At 75.7% G+C, this 16548-nt stretch carries 12 protein-coding genes; 5 read left to right on the forward strand and 7 right to left on the reverse strand.

Translation table 11 applies throughout. The features are described from left to right. Window positions 1–16 precede the first annotated feature (16 nt). On the forward strand, window positions 17–1075 hold the full coding sequence (locus ABT160_RS29695; protein WP_351650982.1) for a TolB family protein: 1059 nt from the start codon (window positions 17–19) through the stop codon (window positions 1073–1075). 311 nt (window positions 1076–1386) lie between these two features. Beyond that, window positions 1387–1941: an RNA 2',3'-cyclic phosphodiesterase gene (gene thpR / locus ABT160_RS29700; RefSeq protein ID WP_351651008.1), complete on the forward strand. Its 555-nt coding sequence runs from the start codon at window positions 1387–1389 to the stop codon at window positions 1939–1941. Window positions 1942–1972: 31 nt separating this feature from the next. Here thpR and ABT160_RS29705 read toward each other — a convergent pair whose 3' ends face one another. Continuing rightward, entirely contained in the window at window positions 1973–2899 is a 927-nt protein-coding gene (locus ABT160_RS29705; protein ID WP_351650983.1) for a hypothetical protein, read from the reverse strand. Further along, window positions 2899–3336 carry a hypothetical protein gene (locus ABT160_RS29710; protein ID WP_351650984.1) on the reverse strand — a complete coding sequence of 146 codons (438 nt, stop codon included), beginning with the start codon at window positions 3334–3336 and terminating at the stop codon, window positions 2899–2901. Before ABT160_RS29710 ends, ABT160_RS29705 begins: the two co-directional genes overlap by 1 nt. Window positions 3337–3743: 407 nt before the next feature. Here ABT160_RS29710 and ABT160_RS29715 point away from each other — a divergent pair, with 407 nt between their 5' ends. From ABT160_RS29715 to ABT160_RS29725, 3 genes are all read left to right on the forward strand, one after another. Further along, window positions 3744–5912: a M4 family metallopeptidase gene (locus ABT160_RS29715; RefSeq protein WP_351650985.1), complete on the forward strand. Its 2169-nt coding sequence runs from the start codon at window positions 3744–3746 to the stop codon at window positions 5910–5912. Window positions 5913–6137: 225 nt separating this feature from the next. Further along, window positions 6138–9026: an ATP-binding protein gene (locus ABT160_RS29720; RefSeq protein ID WP_351650986.1), complete on the forward strand. Its 2889-nt coding sequence runs from the start codon at window positions 6138–6140 to the stop codon at window positions 9024–9026. A gap of 15 nt (window positions 9027–9041) precedes the next feature. Next, a complete protein-coding gene (locus ABT160_RS29725; RefSeq protein ID WP_351650987.1) occupies window positions 9042–9482 on the forward strand; it encodes a RidA family protein in 441 nt (146 codons plus the stop codon). A 102-nt stretch (window positions 9483–9584) separates the two neighbouring features. On the opposite strand, the gene ABT160_RS29730 is transcribed toward ABT160_RS29725, so the two are convergent. The 5 genes from ABT160_RS29730 to ABT160_RS29750 form a co-directional block, all read right to left on the reverse strand. Continuing rightward, window positions 9585–9938, reverse strand: coding sequence for a hypothetical protein (locus ABT160_RS29730; protein ID WP_351650988.1), 354 nt, complete (start codon window positions 9936–9938; stop codon window positions 9585–9587). 155 nt (window positions 9939–10093) lie between these two features. Next, a complete protein-coding gene (locus tag ABT160_RS29735) occupies window positions 10094–14023 on the reverse strand; it encodes an nSTAND1 domain-containing NTPase (RefSeq protein ID WP_351650989.1) in 3930 nt (1309 codons plus the stop codon). Window positions 14024–14151: 128 nt separating this feature from the next. Continuing rightward, on the reverse strand, window positions 14152–14697 hold the full coding sequence (locus tag ABT160_RS29740; protein WP_351650990.1) for a hypothetical protein: 546 nt from the start codon (window positions 14695–14697) through the stop codon (window positions 14152–14154). Window positions 14698–14776: 79 nt separating this feature from the next. After that, a complete protein-coding gene (locus tag ABT160_RS29745) occupies window positions 14777–15043 on the reverse strand; it encodes a hypothetical protein (protein WP_351650991.1) in 267 nt (88 codons plus the stop codon). After that, on the reverse strand, window positions 14988–16514 hold the full coding sequence (locus ABT160_RS29750; RefSeq protein WP_351650992.1) for a hypothetical protein: 1527 nt from the start codon (window positions 16512–16514) through the stop codon (window positions 14988–14990). The genes ABT160_RS29745 and ABT160_RS29750 overlap by 56 nt, the downstream gene beginning before the upstream one ends. Window positions 16515–16548: the final 34 nt, after the last annotated feature.

The following is a 16548-nucleotide window of genomic DNA, read 5'->3' on the forward strand; positions in this document are numbered from 1 at the left end:
ACGAGCCAGGACCGCCGTGACCGCGGCGGCCGTTTTATGTGCGGCCACGGCACTGCTGCCGCAGACCGCGTCGGCAGCGGCGCGGGACGGCGGGCCTGGCGTCGAGCGGGTCAGCGTCGCGAGTGACGGCACCCAGGCGAACGGCGCCTCCACGGGCGGCTCGATCACGCCGGACGGCCACCGCGTCGTCCTCGCCTCCTCGGCGTCGAACCTCACGGCCGACACCACCACCGGGGGCGACCGGGTGTTCGTCCGCGACCAGCAGACCGGGTCGATCAGCCGGATGGGGAATTACGTACCGCTCGAAACACCGACGATCAGCGGCGCCGGGGGGTACGTCGCCTACCCGATCCAGTGGACGTCGGACGTACGCATCCGCTTCTACCAGGTGAGCAACGGAGCCACCATCTCCGCCTACTGCGGACTGACCAACAACCGCTGCAGCCAGCTGTCGTTGACCGCCGACGGCCGGTACGTGTCCCACGTCACGCTCTTCAGGGACGCCTCCCGGGGGCAGCTCGTCGAGGTCCAGGACTCGTACACCGGCACCAGGCAGACGGTCGCCACCCTCGCCCACACCCAGCCGTCGCGGCCCTCCATCAGCGGCGACGGGCGCTACGTCGCCTACCAGGACGGACAGGCCAAGGACGTGTTCGTACGGGACCGGACCAGCGCCACGACCGCCGGGCCGATCGAGGGCCCCGGCAAGGACGCGGCGATCGTCCAGCTCAGCGAGGACGGCAGCAAGGTCGCGTACGTCTCGGGCACCGACACCTACGTCCACGACGTGGCCGCGGGCACCGCCCAGCTGGTCACCGGGGCCCGCGGCCTGGCCCTCGACCCCACCGGCCGCTACCTGCTCTACGCCCCGCAGGACACCAGCGCGGGACCCACGCTCGTCCTGCGCGACCTGACCACGGGCACCGACCGGACGGTCACCGACCGGCCCGCCACGGCCGGCGTCGACGCGGTCAGCGGCGGCGGGCTCGACGTGGTCTTCCAGTCGGCGGCCGACGACATCGTGCCCGGCGACACCAACGGCAAGACGGACGTCTTCGTGCGCCACTTCTCCTGATACAGGCCGCTGCCCCGGCCGGTGGCCGCCGTTCGGCCACCGGCCGGGGCACGCGGTCGGTCGGGGCGGCGCGGGGACTCCGGAACGGACCCCCTGCGGCACGTTCCCCTCCCCCGTGCGGTACGAAGTACTCCGTGTCCTCCAGCAAAGCCTCCGCACCGTCCAGCCCGCACCCGGCCCCGGCGACGGGCCTCCGCCCGGCCCCAGAGACGGGCCCGCACCCGACCTCCGAGACGGGCCCGGACCCGGATCCGCAGACGGGCCCGGACCAGCGTCCCGCCCCCGGCGCCGCCGACACCGTCCGCGTCTTCATCGCCCTCGCCCCGCCGGACGAGGCCAAGGACGAGCTGGCCGACGCCCTGCGCCCCGCCTACCAGGCCCATCCGCGCATGCGGTGGAACCGGATCGAGGACTGGCACGTCACCCTGCTCTTCCTCGGCGAGCTCCCCGCCACGACCGTGCCACTGCTGTGCGCCCCGCTGGCCGCGCTGGCCGCGGCCCGGCCCCCGCTCTCGCTCGCGCTGCGCGGCGGCGGGCACTTCGACGAGCGGGTGCTGTGGAGCGGCATCGACGGCGACGTGGCGGGCCTGCACCAGCTGGGCGCGGACGTGCGGGCGGCGGTGCGCGAGCAGGGCGTACCGTTCCAGGACCGGCTGCTGCGGCCCCACCTCACGCTCGCCCGGGCCCGCCGCGACGACACGGCGTCGGTCGTACGGGCCGCCGCCGGGCTCGACGGGTTCACCGGCCGTGAGTGGCGCACCGACCGGCTCCACCTGGTGGCGAGCAACTTCGGGCGCGGCCCGGGGCCGATCCGCTACCAGGACGTGGCAGCCTGGCCGTTCACGGGGCCGTTCACCGGGCCGTGAGGGCTGGACGAGCGGGACCGGTACGGGAGCCCTACGGCGGCGGCAGCCGGTTCCCCAGCAGGTCGGTCAGCCTCCGCCCCAGTCGCGGGTCCAGTACCCCCTCGTGCGCGATCCCCAACTGCGTGGCCAGGGCGGGGGCGTGGAGGCGGGTCGCGGCTTCCAGGAGGGACGCGTACGTGTCGGTCGCGGCGCGGAAGCGCGAGCGGGCCGTCAGGGCGAGCACGGCGGCGAGCGGCGCCGCCGGCCACCACCACGGCGCCAGCGGAGCGTAGAGCAGGGCCCAGGCGCCGAGGCCCGCCGCGCGGGCGAGCGCGTCGCGGCCCGCGGTGACCTCGGCGCGCACGGTGTCGGGCAGCGAGAGCCACAGATGCGGCCAGACCACCGCCAGGTCCAGGTGGCTGTCGCGGCCCAGGCGCAGGGCGGCGGCGTGCACGCGGTCGCCGCTCCAGGTGAGCCGGTCGGGGCGTTCCACGGCGATCCGGTCGCGGTGGTGGGCGGCGCGGTGCCGGGCGGCCGGGTCGGGGCGGTCGGCGGGCCGGGGCGCCCGGGCCGCCCGCCACTCGCGGTGCCAGCGGGCGTGCGCGCGGTGCCAGCGGTCGCGTCGCCGCACGACCGTGCGCCGCGCCAGCGTGCTCCAGGGGCGGGGCCAGCGGCGCCAGCCGGCTCCCAGGGCGAGGCGTTCCAGCACGGCCCCGGCGGCCCGGGCGGCGAGGCCGAGCACGGCGGCGCCCAGGAGCACGGCCGCGAGCAGGACGACCTGGGCGCCGCCCGACGTCACCTGCGGGGAGGCGGCGTAGCGGGTGACGTGCCGGACGAGCCGCGGTACGTCGAGCGCGTGCCCCTGGCCGAGGGTGGCGGCCGTCGCGGCCACCGCCAGGTACACGGCCCCCGGCAGCACGAGCAGGGACAGCCACCGCTCGGCGAGCCTTCCGCCGAGCGCGTCGAGGAAGCCGCCCATCAGTCGAGCGGTTCGCGGCTGAGCGGCCGCCCGCTGAGCGAGCAGCGCGCGGGTGTCTCGCGCACGTCCTCCTCCGCCCGTCCCGCGCACAGTTCGAGCGGGCACCGGTGGACGTACTCCAGGCCCTCGACCCCCGCCGGGTGGATCCCGCGCAGCCCGGACGCGTACCCGTACAGGCCCCACGGGTCACCGGCCACCTGGACGGCCTCGTGCACCGCGTCCACCAGACCGGCGAGGCCGTCGCCCGCACCGCCGGCGCCCCGTACCGCGTCGAGCAGCCGCTGGAGTGCGGCGGTGTCCCCCGTGGCTTCGAGCGCCTCGCGGACCTCCGGCAGGTTGCCGCAGAGGTGGGCGAGCCCTCCGGCGGTCTGCTCGAGGTCCGGCCGGTGCGTCCGGTCCGGGCCCGGCAGCTCCGGGTGCGGTGCGGGTGTGTTCAACTGGGCCTCCCCGTCGGGTCGTTGGCGCGCGGCGGCACGACGAAGGACGGTCCCGCCCGCGCGACCATGCTAGGTCGTGGCGGGGGTGGGCGTGCCGCGGAACTCCCACCGTGGCACCCCGGGGCGCATCCACGTCCCGCCGTACTCCCCGCCCCGCCCGAACTCGCCCCAACGCGCCCCGCCCCGGTCCGGTCCGGTCCGCCCCGAGGGAAACCCCTCGACCTTCCCGCAGTGCCTGGCAGCCGCGCCGTCCGCTTCCCGACACTCGTGCGTCGGCGCGCCTCCTCGTCCCCGGCGAGCGGCTGCGCCGGCTCACCCCCGCAGACCGTGCGCCCGGCGGACACCTCCGTACGCGACCCGGCCGACCGCACGCACCACCGCACGAAGTGAAAGGAACCCCCACTTCCATGACCATACGAAGAGGCGCGAGACTCCTGACGGTCACGCTGGCGTGCCTGTCCGCGTCCGCCGTCGCCCTGCCCGCCGCGACGGCCTCACCGGCGCCGTCCCCGCAGCCGACGCGGGCCGGTGGCGAGGCGTTCGGCCCGGCCGCCTACACCGCCGATCCGGTGCCAGCCGTCCGCGGCCGCGTCGTGGACGCCGCGAGCAAGGCGCTGGCGGCCCACCCCGCGGCCACCCACCGGGCCGCCGGGGACGCGTTCTCGGTCCGCAACCTGGTCGTCGACCGCGACGGCTCCGCCTCGGTCCGCTTCGACCGTACGTACAAGGGGCTGCCGGCCTACGGCGGCGACGTCGTCGTGCGCGTGGGGCAGGACGGGGGCTTCCGCTCGCTGGCGACCGGCGCGCAGGCGTCCGCCGCGGTCTCCACCGAGCCCGCGCTGGCCGCCTCGCGCGCCTCGCGGGTGTCGAAGGCCGCCTTCCGGGGCAGCGTCGGCTCGGTCTCGGCCCCGCGCCTCGCCGTGCAGCTGCGGGGCAGCGACGCGACCCTGGTCTGGGAGACGGTCGTCAGCGGCGTCCGGCCCGACCGGACCCCGAGCAGGCTGCACGTCCTGGTGGACGCCCGCAGCGGCGAGGTCGTACGGACCAGCGACGAGGTGAGCACGTTCGCCGCGCAGGGGGCGGCGGGCCGCGGGAGCGCCGCGGCGGCCCCGGGCGCGGGGTCCGCGGCCGCCGCCGTCGCCGGGACCGGCGCGTCGATCTACAGCGGCCGGGTCGCCCTCGACGTCACCCAGAGCGGCAGCGGCTACTCGATGCAGGACCCCTCGCACGGCAACGGCTACACGACCAACCTCAACCACGCCACCAGCGGTACGGGGACGGTCTTCACCAGCTCCAGCGGGACCTTCGGCAACGGTTCCACCAGCGACCCCGCGTCCGCCGGCGCCGACGCGCACTACGGTGCGGCGAAGACGTACGACTACTACAAGAACGTCCAGGGCCGCAGCGGCATCTTCGGCGACGGCCGGGGCGTGCCCTCGCGCACGCACTACGGCAACGCGTACGTGAACGCCTTCTGGGACGGCACCCAGATGACGTACGGCGACGGCCAGGGCAACGCGCGCCCGCTGGTCGAACTCGACGTCGCGGGGCACGAGATGAGCCACGGCGTCAGCGGCGCCCTCACCGGCTGGGACGAGACCGGCGAGACCGGCGCCATGAACGAGGGCACCAGCGACATCTTCGGCACGATGGTCGAGTTCTACGCCAACAACCCGGTGGACACGCCCGACTACACCATGGGCGAGCTCATCAACATCAACGGCGACAACAAGCCGCTGCGCTACATGTACAACCCGTCCCTGGACGGCCAGTCGCCGAACTGCTGGAACAGCAACAACGGCAGCCTGGACCCGCACTACTCGATGGGCCCGCTCAACCACTGGTTCTTCCTCGCGGCCGTCGGCAGCGGCGACCACGGCTACGGCAACAGCCCCACCTGCAACAACTCCACGGTCACCGGGCTCGGCAACGACAAGGCCGCCAAGATCTGGTACAAGGCGCTGGCCTCGTACGCCAACAGCGCCGAGAACTACCACCAGGCGCGCATCGACTCGCTGAAGGCCGCCGCCGACCTCTACGGGACGCACTGCGCCGAGTACAACACCGTCGACGCGGCCTGGGCGGCGGTCAGCGTCACCGGCGCCGACCCGGTGCCCGGCAGCTGCAACGGCCAGCCCGGCACGCCCTCGGTGACCAACCCGGGCAACCAGAGCACCGCCGTCGGCACCGCGGTGTCCCTGCGCGTCCAGGCCAGCGACCCGGCGGGCAAGACGCTCACCTACAGCGCGACGGGCCTGCCCGCGGGCCTCACGATCAACGCCTCCACCGGCGTGATCAGTGGTACGCCGACCACCGCGGGCACCTCGTCGGTGACCGTCACGGCGAAGAACACGGACAACGCGACCGGCACCGCCACCTTCACCTGGACCGTCACCAACGGCACCCCGCCGCAGGGCTGCGGCAACCTGCCGGCCTGGAACGCGGCCACCAGCTACGCGCCGGGCGACCAGGTCTCGTACAACGGCCACAAGTGGTCCTCCCAGTGGTACTCGACCGGGGCCGAGCCCGGCGCCCCCGGCTCCTGGGCCGTCTGGAAGGACGCCGGCGCCTGCTGACGCCCTACTGAACCACCTCGGCGGCTGACGTCAACTGCTGTACGTGGACGGGTCGTTGGTCACGTGACCAGCGGCCCGTTCCGCGTGTGCGCGCCCGCCCGGCGGAAGCTTCAATTGGTCTTGACCTTTTCTCGGGGTCGGCCCTACGTTCGGCGCGGCACAATGGATGGCAGGTTCATGTTCTTCGCCGAAGCATGAACAAGGACGTGTCCGGAGGGGCTTGCGATGATCGAGCCGGTCACCCTGTCCACCACCGGACCAGGACGCTCCCGGCCCGCCGCCGTCGAGCGCGACGCCTTCTGCGACACCGTGCGGTCCGGCCTCGACCGCTGCGGCGGCGTGCTCCTGCGCGGGCCCGTCGGCATCGGCAGGACCTCCGTGGTCGCCCAGGTGGTCGCGGAACTCGTCGACCGCGGCCACCGGGTGCTGCGCTGCTCGCCCTCCCCGGCCGAGCGCGAGAGCCCCTACCTCGGCCTCATCGACCTGCTTTCCGGCGTCGGGGACGACGTCCTCGCCGCGCTGGCGCCCCATGAACGCGCCGTCGCCGAAGCCGCCCTGCTGCGCGGCCCCCGGGCGCGCGCGGCGGACCCGCTCGCCCCGCCCGCCGGACGCGACGCGCTCGTCCTGCGGATCGCCGTCGGCAAGGTCCTCTCCCTGCTCGGCGCCCAGACCCCGGTCCTGGTGCTCGTCGACGACGCGCAATGGCTCGACCGGCCCACCGCGGAGATCCTCGCCCACGTCGCCCGGCGCGCCGACCCCGGCCTGCGGACGCTCGTCACGCTGCCCACGGGCGACGGCCACGGGCCGGCGGCCGAGTGTCCGGAGGCGCCCGCGGTCGCGCTGGAGCTGTGTCCCGGGCCGGTACGGCGCCTGCGCGTGCCGCCCATGACGGCGCACGAGACCGCCGAGCTGTTCGCGCGGCACGACCACCCGGACTGGCCCCCGCCGCTCGTGGCACGCCTGCACCAGGCGAGCGGGGGCAATCCCCGTACCGCCCTCGAGCTCAGCGCCGCCCTCGACGAGCGCGTCAGGGGCCAGGAACACGCCCTGCCCGACTCCACCGACCCGCTCCCCGTCCCCGACTCCCTGCGCCGGCCCATCCTCGACCGCATCGCCGCCCTGCCCTCCGGCGCCCGCCGGACCCTGGTCGTCGCCGGGGCCGCCGCGCGCCCGACCGTGGAGCTGCTGCGGCGGGCGGGCCGTCGCGACGCCGCGGCCGACCTGGACACCTGCGTGCGGCACGGCATCCTCGACGCCCTGTCGGGCACGGACCACGGCACCGTACGGTTCCTGGACCCGCTGACGCCCATGGTGCTGCGGGCCGAGACGCCGTACGCGCGCCTGGTGGCCGCGCACCGCGCGCTGGCCGACGCCTCCGACGACCCGGTCGAGCGCGCCCACCACCTCGCGCACCTGACGGCGGGCCCGGACCCCGTGGTCGCGGCCCGGCTCGCGGCTGCGGCCTCCACCGCGCGCCGCCGGGGCGTCCCCGGCATCGCGGCCCGGCTCGGCCGGCTGGCCGCCGAGTACACGCCCCCGGGGCAGGGTCACGCCGACATCGCCCACCGGCTGACGGCCGCCGAGGACGGCATCGACGCCGGTGACCTCGACTTCGCCCGGCAGCTCGCGCACGAGGTGCTGCGCGACGCGCGGCGGCCGTCCGAGCGGGTGCGCGCGTGGAACGTGATCATCGACTCGTGCGGCCAGGCGATCGCCGAGATCGCCGACGTCTTCCCCGAGGCGGTGCGCGACGCCGCCGGTGACCCCGCCCTCCTCGCGCCGCTGCACTACCGGATGAGCTGGCGCGAGTGGGTGGTCGGCGGTTCGGCGGCGCGCGCCCACGACCACGCGGTGCGCGCGGCCCGGCTCGCGGCGCGCGGCGGGGACCGGCGCACCGAGCTGATGGCGCTGACCCAGCAGGCGTCCCTGGAGCTCTTCCTGGGCCTGCCCGCGGCCCGGGCCACGCTGGCCGAGGCGCTCGCCGCACCGCACGACCCGTACGCCACGGTCCACCACAACGGCCCGCTCTACCTCAAGCACCGCTTCCACCTGGTGCACGACGAGCTGGACGAGGCCCGGGCCGAACTGCGCACCCTGGCCTACCGGTTGCGCCAGCGCGGCTCGGCCGACAGCCTCAGCCAGTGCCTCATCGGCCTCGCCCAGGTCGAGATCCACCGGGGCCGCTGCCTGCCCGCCCTGACCGTCGCCCGCCAGAGCCTGCGCATCACCGAGGAGTCGGGGCTGAGCCAGGGGCCCGCCTGGTACACGGTCTCGCTCGCGGAGACCGCGTACGGCAGCCTCGGCCAGGCCCTGACCGCGGCGCGGACGGCCAGGCGCCACAGCGAGGACGACGACGACCGGCTGTTCCTGCCCCGGGCGCTGCACGCCGAGGGGCGGGTCGGGCTCTTCGGCGGCCAGTACGAAAGGGCGGCCGAACTCCTGCGGCGTACGGCCGAGTTGGAGACGGCGCAGGGCCAGCGGGATCCGGCGGCCCGGCGGTGGCACGCCGATCTCGCGGAAGCCCTGGCCGGGTGCGGGGAGACGGACGAGGCGGAGGACGTGATCGTCCGGGCCCGCCGCCAGGGCGAACGGCTCGGCCGCCCCGGCGTCCTCGCCACGATCGACCGCGCGGCCGGGGTGGTCAGCGCGGCCCGGGGCGAACTCGCCCGTTCCGTACGTGAACTGGAGCGGTCGGCAGTCCGGCTGCGGGCGACCGGCTACCCCCTGGAGGAGGCCCGCGCCCAGCTGTCGCTGGGCCGGGTGCGGCGGCTCGCCGGGGACGAGACGGCGGCCCGCGCGGCCTTCGCGAGCGCGCTGCGGCTCTTCGGCACGGCCGGCGCCCGCGCCTGGGTCTCCCTCACCTGCGCCGAACGCGACCTGGCGCGGCACGACCCCGCGCCCCGCACCCCCGGCGACGGGTCCTGGGCCGAGCACCTCACCTCGACCGAGCGCAGCGTCGTCGCGCGGGTGGCCGAGGGCGCCACGAACCGCGAGATCGCGGCGGGCCTGGTCCTGAGCGTCAAGACGGTGGAGGCGGCGCTCACCCGCGCCTACCGCAAGCTGGGCGCCAAGTCCCGGGTGGAGATCACGAGGATGGTCCTGTCCGCCGGGTGAGGCAAGATCGTCCGCATGAGCACTTCACACGACGAGCACGCGCACCACGACCATCTCACCCGCGTCGCCGCCCCCGAGGGCGTCGCCCCGGGCACCGGCTACACCCACGTCGTCTGGGGCACCGGGCGGTTCGTCGCCGTGTCCGGACAGTGCGCCCTCGACGAGCACGGCAAGGTGGTCGGCGAGGGGGACGCCGAGGCCCAGGCGCGCCAGGTCTTCGAGAACCTGCGGCACTGCCTGGCGGCGGCCGGGGCGACCTTCGACGACGTGGTCAAGCTGACCTACTTCCTCACGGACATCGCCGACCTGTCAGCCGTGCGTACGGCCCGGAACGCGGTGATCGCCCCGGACCGCCTCCCGGCCTCCTCGGCCGTCCAGGTCTCCGCGCTCTTCCGGCCCGAACTGCTCATGGAGGTCGAGGCCTTCGCGATCGTCCCGGAGGGCGGCGGATCCTGAGGCGGACAAGGCCCGGCCGGGCCCCGGCGCTTCAGGGCCGGGCCGCGCGCCGAGGGCCCGGACCCCCTGGCGCGGGATCCGGGCCCGTGGGCGAACGGTGTGTCAGCAGTGGCCCACCGACGTCTGGTTGGCGACGAGCGAGGAGTGCACCCAGCCCGTGCCGACCGCGCTGGAGACCCTGAACCAGCGTGCCGAGGCGTAGTTGGAGCTGGGCGGGTAGACCCACTGGCTGTCCACCCAGCACTGCATGCCGACGCCCGAGCCGTTGCCGAGGTAGCCGTACGAGGTGCAGCTGGTGTTGGAGCAGGACCGCACGTTCGCCCCGCCGCTGTTGGACGAGATGTAGCTGCCGGCCGCCTCCGCCGTACCGGCCCCGGCGAGCAGGGCCGTCGCCGCCACGCCCGCCGCCACCGTGAGCGCCGCCCTGGCACGCAGTCCGTTCGTCATCCGTCGCATGGTGCTCTCCTCCGGGTCCCGCTGAGTGGAGCGCCACCGGGTCCGGCGGCGCTCCACCAGAAAGCCCGGCGGGCGACGGCCGGCGGAAGGGCTCGGCCGCGGGCCGGACGGGCCCGGACGCGGCTCCGTACAACTCCGTACACCAGAAGGGCAGTTCAGGAGCAGGGCGGTGCGTACGACAGGCCCGGGAGGAGGCTGGTCCACTCGGCCCGGGTGACGGGCGTGCCGGCCCGCGCGCAGATCCGCCGGGCCGCCTCCTCCTCGTCGGTGTCCCACACGACGGCGGCGGGTCCGGCCCCTCCGGCGGCGAGGCGGCGTCCGTCGGGTGCGAACGCGACGGCGTACCCCTTGCCCCCGATGCCGCCGAGGACCGCGCGCGGCTGGGGCCGCGACGGCGCCCGCGGCCCGTCGGTCACCCCGGGGTCCCAGAGCCACACGGTGCCGTCGGTGCTCGCGGCGGCGAGGGTGCGGCCGTCGGGGGCGTAGGAGAGTGCGTAGACGTAGCTGCTGGGCCCGGTGAGCGGGGTGCCTACGGAGGCGGGCCGGGGGCCGTCCACCCGCCAGCGCCACACGTCACGGTCGCCGGTCCCGGCGGCGAGGGTGCGCCCGTCGGGGCTGAACGTCACGGACAGGACGTAGCTCTCCGGCCCGCGCAGCGTGGCCTCGTGCCGGGGCGCCGTCCCGTCCCGCGGGATCCGCCACAGCAGCACCTGCTTGTCGACGGTTCCGGCGGCGAGCCTGCGCCCGTCGCGGCTGAAGGCCACGGAGTAGACGTAGTTGGTCGGCTCGGTCAGCTCGGCCGTCCGGCGGGGCCGAGCCGGTTCGCGCACGTCCCACAGCCGGACCGTGCGGCCCTCGCTGCCGACGGCCAGCGTGGATCCGTCCGGCGAGAACACGGCGGACTGGATGCTTCCGGCGCCGCCCGCGAGGGGTTCGCCGAGCGGTGCCGGTGCCCCGGCCCGGGCCAGGTCCCACAGCCACACCTTGCCCTCGCGGCCCCCGACGGCCAGGATCCGCCCGTCGGGGGTGAAGGACAGGGTGCCCGAGTAGCCGGTGGGGTTGGTGAGGGGGACGCCGACGGGGCGGGGCCGCCACGGGTCGCGCACGTCCCACAGCCGCACCTCGCGCCCGGCGACGGCGAGCAGCCTGCCGTCGGGGCTGTACGCGAGCGCGTTGACGGTGCCCTGCACGCCCCGCAGCGGCCTGGGCGGCAGCCGCCAGATCCGTACCGTGCCGTCGGCGCAGCCGGTGACGAGTCCCGATCCGTCGGGCAGGAAGGCCTGTCCGGTGACGGGTCCGGGGTGCGGGAACACGGCGGTGACCGTACGCGTCCCCGCGTCGAGGAGGCGCACCTGGTTGTCGGCACTGCCCGTGGCCAGCCACCGGCCACCACGGTCGTACGCCACGGTGTTGACGTAGCTGGCGGGGCCGTCGGCCGCGGCCGGCGCGCCCCCGACGACCTGGGGCGCGCCCGGTTCCCCGCCCCGCCCCGGCACCGTCCAGATCCGGGTGGAGCGGTCCTGGCTGCCCGCGGCCAGACGCTCGCCGTCGGGCGTGAAGGCCAGCGCGAGGACGGGCCCCGCCGCCCCGGTGAGGGGGCGGGCGTGCGGCACGGGCGGCGCGGCGGCGGAGGTGTCCCAGAGGCGGACCGCCCCGTCGTCGCCACCGGCGGCCAGCATGGCCCCGCCCGGCCGGAAGGCCACGGCGTGCACCGGGACGGCGAAGCCCGCGAGGTGTTCGGCGGGGGCCGCCGGGGCGGCGCCCGGGTCGCGTACGCCTCCGGTCGCGTCGGCCCACAGGTGGACGCCGCCGTCGGCGGAGGCGGCGGCCAGGCGGCGCCCGTCGGGCGCGAAGGCCAGCCCGTACACGGCGGACGCGGGGCCGCGCAGGGTGGCCGAGGCACCGGGCCGCGCGGGCTGCCACACCCGTACGGTCCCGTCACCCGCGCCCGCCGCGAGGCTCCTGCCGTCCGGGCTGAAGGCGAGGGCGTAGACGGTGTCGGTGAAGCGGGGCTCCGCGTCGGGCAGGCGCCGGGGCCGCCCGGGGTCGGCCAGGTCCCAGAGGGCGACCGCGCGGTCGAGTCCCGCGGCGGCCAGGGTGCGGCCGTCGGGGCTGAGGGCGACGGCCTGCACGACGCCCCGGAAGGCGAGCAGGCGGGTGGCCTCGGGGCGGGAGGACGTGTCGAGGAGGGCGGCCCGCGCCTCGGGCGTCGGCGCGGTCCGGTACGCGGCGAGGCTGAGCTGCGCGGCGAGGGCCAGGTCACTGCCGCGCAGCCGTTCGGAGCGGGCGGCGACCAACCGGGACAGGGCCACCTTGCGGTCGCGTTCGGCGTCGCGGCGTTGGACGACGGCGACCCCGGCGAGGGTGCCCGCCACTGCGACGAGTGCGGTGAGCAGGGCGAGGAGCTGGCGCAGCCGCCGGGTGCGGCGGCGTTCACGAGCTTCCCTCGACCGCTCCGCGGCGCGGCCCTCCGCGAGGAACTCCCGCTCGGTTCGGGTCAGTTCGTCGCCGCGTCCGCTGGTTCCCGCCCAGCGGTCGGCGAGGGCGAGCGGGGTGCCCCGGTAGAGCAGTGACGGCTCCCGCCCCCTGGACCGCCAGCGTTCCGCGTCCCGGGTGAGCTCCTGCCGCACCAGGAGCCCGGCGCGGTCGGCCTCGATCCACCCGTGCAGGCGGGGCCAGGCGGTGAGCAGGGCCTCGTGGGCGATGCGCGCCCCGTCGCCGTCCAGGGTGACCAGGCGTCGGTCCACGAACCACTGGAGCACGGCGTGCGCCTGCGCCTGCGCGTCCTGGGGCGGGGCCCCGTCGCCGTGGGGCGGCGGCACGTCGGGGCCGGGCAGCGGGAGCAGTCGCCGGGCGTCGGGCTCGCCGTCCCCCACCGCCACCATGCGCAGGAACAGCGACCGTGCCCTCAGGCGCTGGACCTGCGTCAGTCCTGAGTGGGCCTCCTCCGCGCTGGCGGCCACGGCGCCCGCGATGCCGCCGCCCTCGCGGTAGTCGGCGATGGTGAGGGCGGTACCGCGCCCGCGTTCCCAGGTGGCCAGCAGGGCGTGCGACAGCAGGGGCAGCCCACCGGCCCCCGAGTGCCGCAGGTCCGCCAGCAGCAGGTCGGCGAAGCCGGGGTCCACGGCGAGGCCCGCCTTGCGGGCGGGGCCGTGGACGGCGCTGCGGATCTCCTCGTCGGTGAGCGCCCCCACCACGATCTGGCCGTCCTGGAGGGCGGGTCCGAGGAGGGGCTCCTGGAGCGCGTGCGGGTAGAAGTCGGCCCGCAGCGCGCCCAGTACGCGTACCGCGGGAGAGGTCAGGGCGGCCAGGCAGGCGAGGAAGGCCCGGCGGTCGTCGGCGCGGCGGCAGGCGGTGAACACCTCCTCGAACTGGTCGACGGCCACGAGGAGCGGCGCCCCGCCGTCCTCGGCCCGCCCGTGCGCGTACGCCACGAGAGCCTCCGGGTCCGCGGGTCCGGGCACCCCGTCGTCATCACCGGTGGCCGCCCGCAGCGCCGTGGCGAGGGCCTCGAGCGGGTCGGGGCCCGGCACGAGGAGGACGGGCAGGAAGCCGTGGCCGGTGCGCAGGACGGGCAGCACCCCGGCACGCAGGAGCGAGGACTTGCCGGAGCCGGAGGGCCCCACGAGCAGGTGGGGCACGGTTGCCGGGCCACCGGTCAGACGCTCCACGACGTTGTCGCGCAGGCTGTCCCGGCCGAAGAACCAATCGGCGTGGTGTTCCTCGAAGCCGGCGAGGCCCCGGTACGGCATCACGCCCCCGGCACTGCGCCGGGTACGGTCCCTGCGCAACTCGGTGAGGCGCTCCAGCCAGCGGTCGACGTCGGCGGCGTCGCGTACGCCCAGCTCGACGAGGAGTTTGCGGAAGAGGGGCAGCGAGCCGATGGAGGGCAGGCTCTGGCCGGCGAACCAGCCGCCGATGGTGGTGTGGGCCCCGGGCGCCGCGACCCGGGCGGCAACGGCCCGTACGGTCAGGTCGTTCTTCTCGCGCAGCCTGGTCAGCTCGGCGGCGAACTCCTCCCGGGGGGAGGGGAACGGGCGCGCTGACGGGGGTAATGGGGGTAACTGTTCGGCAGGACGGTCCATCTGGCCTCCCGGATGCTCCGGTGTTTCGTCAGGGCGGAGGAGCATCGTCCACCGCCCCGCCGCGCACCGGGCCGGAAGCCCGGAGACCGGGCGCCATTTCCGCCCAACACACGATCGGGTGACGGGCGTTACGACGCAGAGGGCCTGGTCCCGCTCCCGCTCTCCGGGGTCGCTTCACTGCCGGGTGGGTCACATCGCCGGGACGCGACCGCGCGCCACAGCGCGCGGCCGTCGCCGAAGCACGGGAGCAGGAAGGCGAGGTGGGCCAGGTACCACCAGGACAGGGGGCGGTCGAGGTCCGGGAGCCAGAGGGCCGCGCCCACCGCCGCGCAGGCGACGGGTCCCGCCAGGGCCACGGCGGCGCTCTGGCGGGCGCTCATCGTCCCGTGCGGGACCACCGAGGTGCGCCACGCGGTCCGTTCGAGCGTGATGCCGGTGATCCCGGGCATCCGCCCGAGCGCCCACGCGTGCGCCGACTCGTGCAGGGCGAAGGACGCCACCAGGCCCAGGACCCCCGGTTCGGCCAGCAGCTTCCACGCCATCGCGGCCGGTACGGGGTCGCCGGACCGGGCCCACCAGGCCAGTGCGGAGCCCAGCAGCACCCCGGCGAGCAGCAGGAGCGGCCACACCTGGACGGCCACCGCCCGGGCCACGGCAGCGGGGCCAAGAACCACGGCACCCGGGAGGGGTGCCGTGCCTCCCGGGCAGGAGTCAGCGCCACCGGGGAGGCACCGGCCTCCTCCCGAGCCGGGTTCAGCGTCCGGCCGCGTCGAGGAGCTGCTCACGGCGCCGCTTCAACCCCCGGTGGACGACCTGGATCATGAGCAGGGCGACGGTGAGGACCAGGAACAGCACGACCAGGGGCACCGGGTCGGCGACCCCGGTGGTGATCCCCAGGGCGCCGCCGTCCTTCTTCACCGTCTCGAAGACCACCGCACCGAACAGCGCGTGCCGTGCGACGACCTCATCGGTGCCCGTCGAGAACATCAGGGCGAGCACCGCCACCACAGCCGTCGCCATCGTCAGCAGCACGGCCCCGACGACGGACGTCACGACCGACTTCGCCTTCAGCATTCCTTCTCCTCGACTCACTGATGTGGATTCCTTGCACCGCGTACCAGACGAACGCGGACACCGCCCCGACGAGGCAGCAGATCACCGCCCAGGGCGGCAGGCTGAGCAGTCCGAGTCCGATGGTCGAGACGGCCGTGGCCGTCAGGACGAGGGACAGGCCCAGGAACACGGAGAACGGGTTGTCCTTCTCCGCGGGGAAGACCACGCTGACGCACGTGGTCAGCACGGCGCCGCCGACGCAGGACAGCACCACCACGCCGCTGGAGGCCAGCCGCCCGGCGTCCAGCGCGAGGGTGATCGCGAACGCCGGCCCGGCGAAGACCGCCAGCAGCACCAACTGCGCCCGGACCAGCCGTACGTACACCCGCCACGCGGGCTCCCGCGCGCCGGGCAGCGCGCGCAGCGGCGCGGTGGCGGTGAACTGGTAGAGCCCGCCGAACGACAGGGCGGTCAGGGCCCACAGGGGGTTCACCGACCGCTCGGCCAGCAGCAGGTGGACGAGGACGGCGACCGTCAGCGCCGCCGCCGCGACGGTCTGCGCGCTGCGCAGCAGGCACCAGTCGTACGGCCCGAGGACCCGGCGCAGCCGCACGCTCCCGGGCAGCCGCAGGTAACGGGCCTGGCGCACGTGCTGGTTGGGGGCGAGTACGAACGCGAGCGCCGTCAGGGCCGCCGCGACCGCCACCGTCCCGGCCAGCACCGCCCAGGGCCCGTACGCGTCCCACGCCCGGGACACCGTGGTGGCCCAGGTGCGCGCGGGCCGCTCGTCCAGGTAGGCGCCCGCGACGTCCTGGACCATCGGGGTCATGAGCGTGGAGTAGTACGCGAGGAGCGCGAAGAGGGCGAGGGCGTTGAGGACACCGGCCATCCGCCCGAGGCCGACCAGGATCCACAGCCGGGTGAGCAGTTGGTACACCACGGAGAGGGCCAGGTAGGCCAGGACGGCGGGGATGACGACGGACGCCGTGACGGGGCCGGCCGAGGACGGTCCGAGCAGGACGAGCGCGCTGACGACGAGCGAGAGGAGCCCGGCGGCGGCCACGACGGCCGTCATCACAGCCTCGTACAGCAGGAAGGCGGCGGCGCGCTCGCGGTTGGTGACGGGGAGCTGGTGGCTGAGCTGGAGCATCCCCTGCGCGTTCAGGAACAGCACCTTCACGAGCAGGAAGGCGATCTGCACCCACAGCAGGAGCGACACGGTGGCCGTGTCGAACAACAGCCGCCACACCGCCGCCTCCTGGGCGAGCGGCTTCAGGAAGAGGTACGAGGCGGTGCACATGGCGGCCAGGAGCAGGACGACACCGGCCGCGGCGAACACCCGTACCGGCGTGGACGTGAGGACCCCGGCGCGCAGCACCCGGCGGCGGAAGAAGACGAGCAGCATCCGGGCCAGGACGGCGGAGTGCCCGAGGCGCACGCCCGCCACGGTGCGCGCTCCGCGCGGCGGTGCT

This window comes from Streptomyces sp. NPDC001941, from assembly GCF_040296945.1.
Taxonomy (GTDB): domain Bacteria; phylum Actinomycetota; class Actinomycetes; order Streptomycetales; family Streptomycetaceae; genus Streptomyces.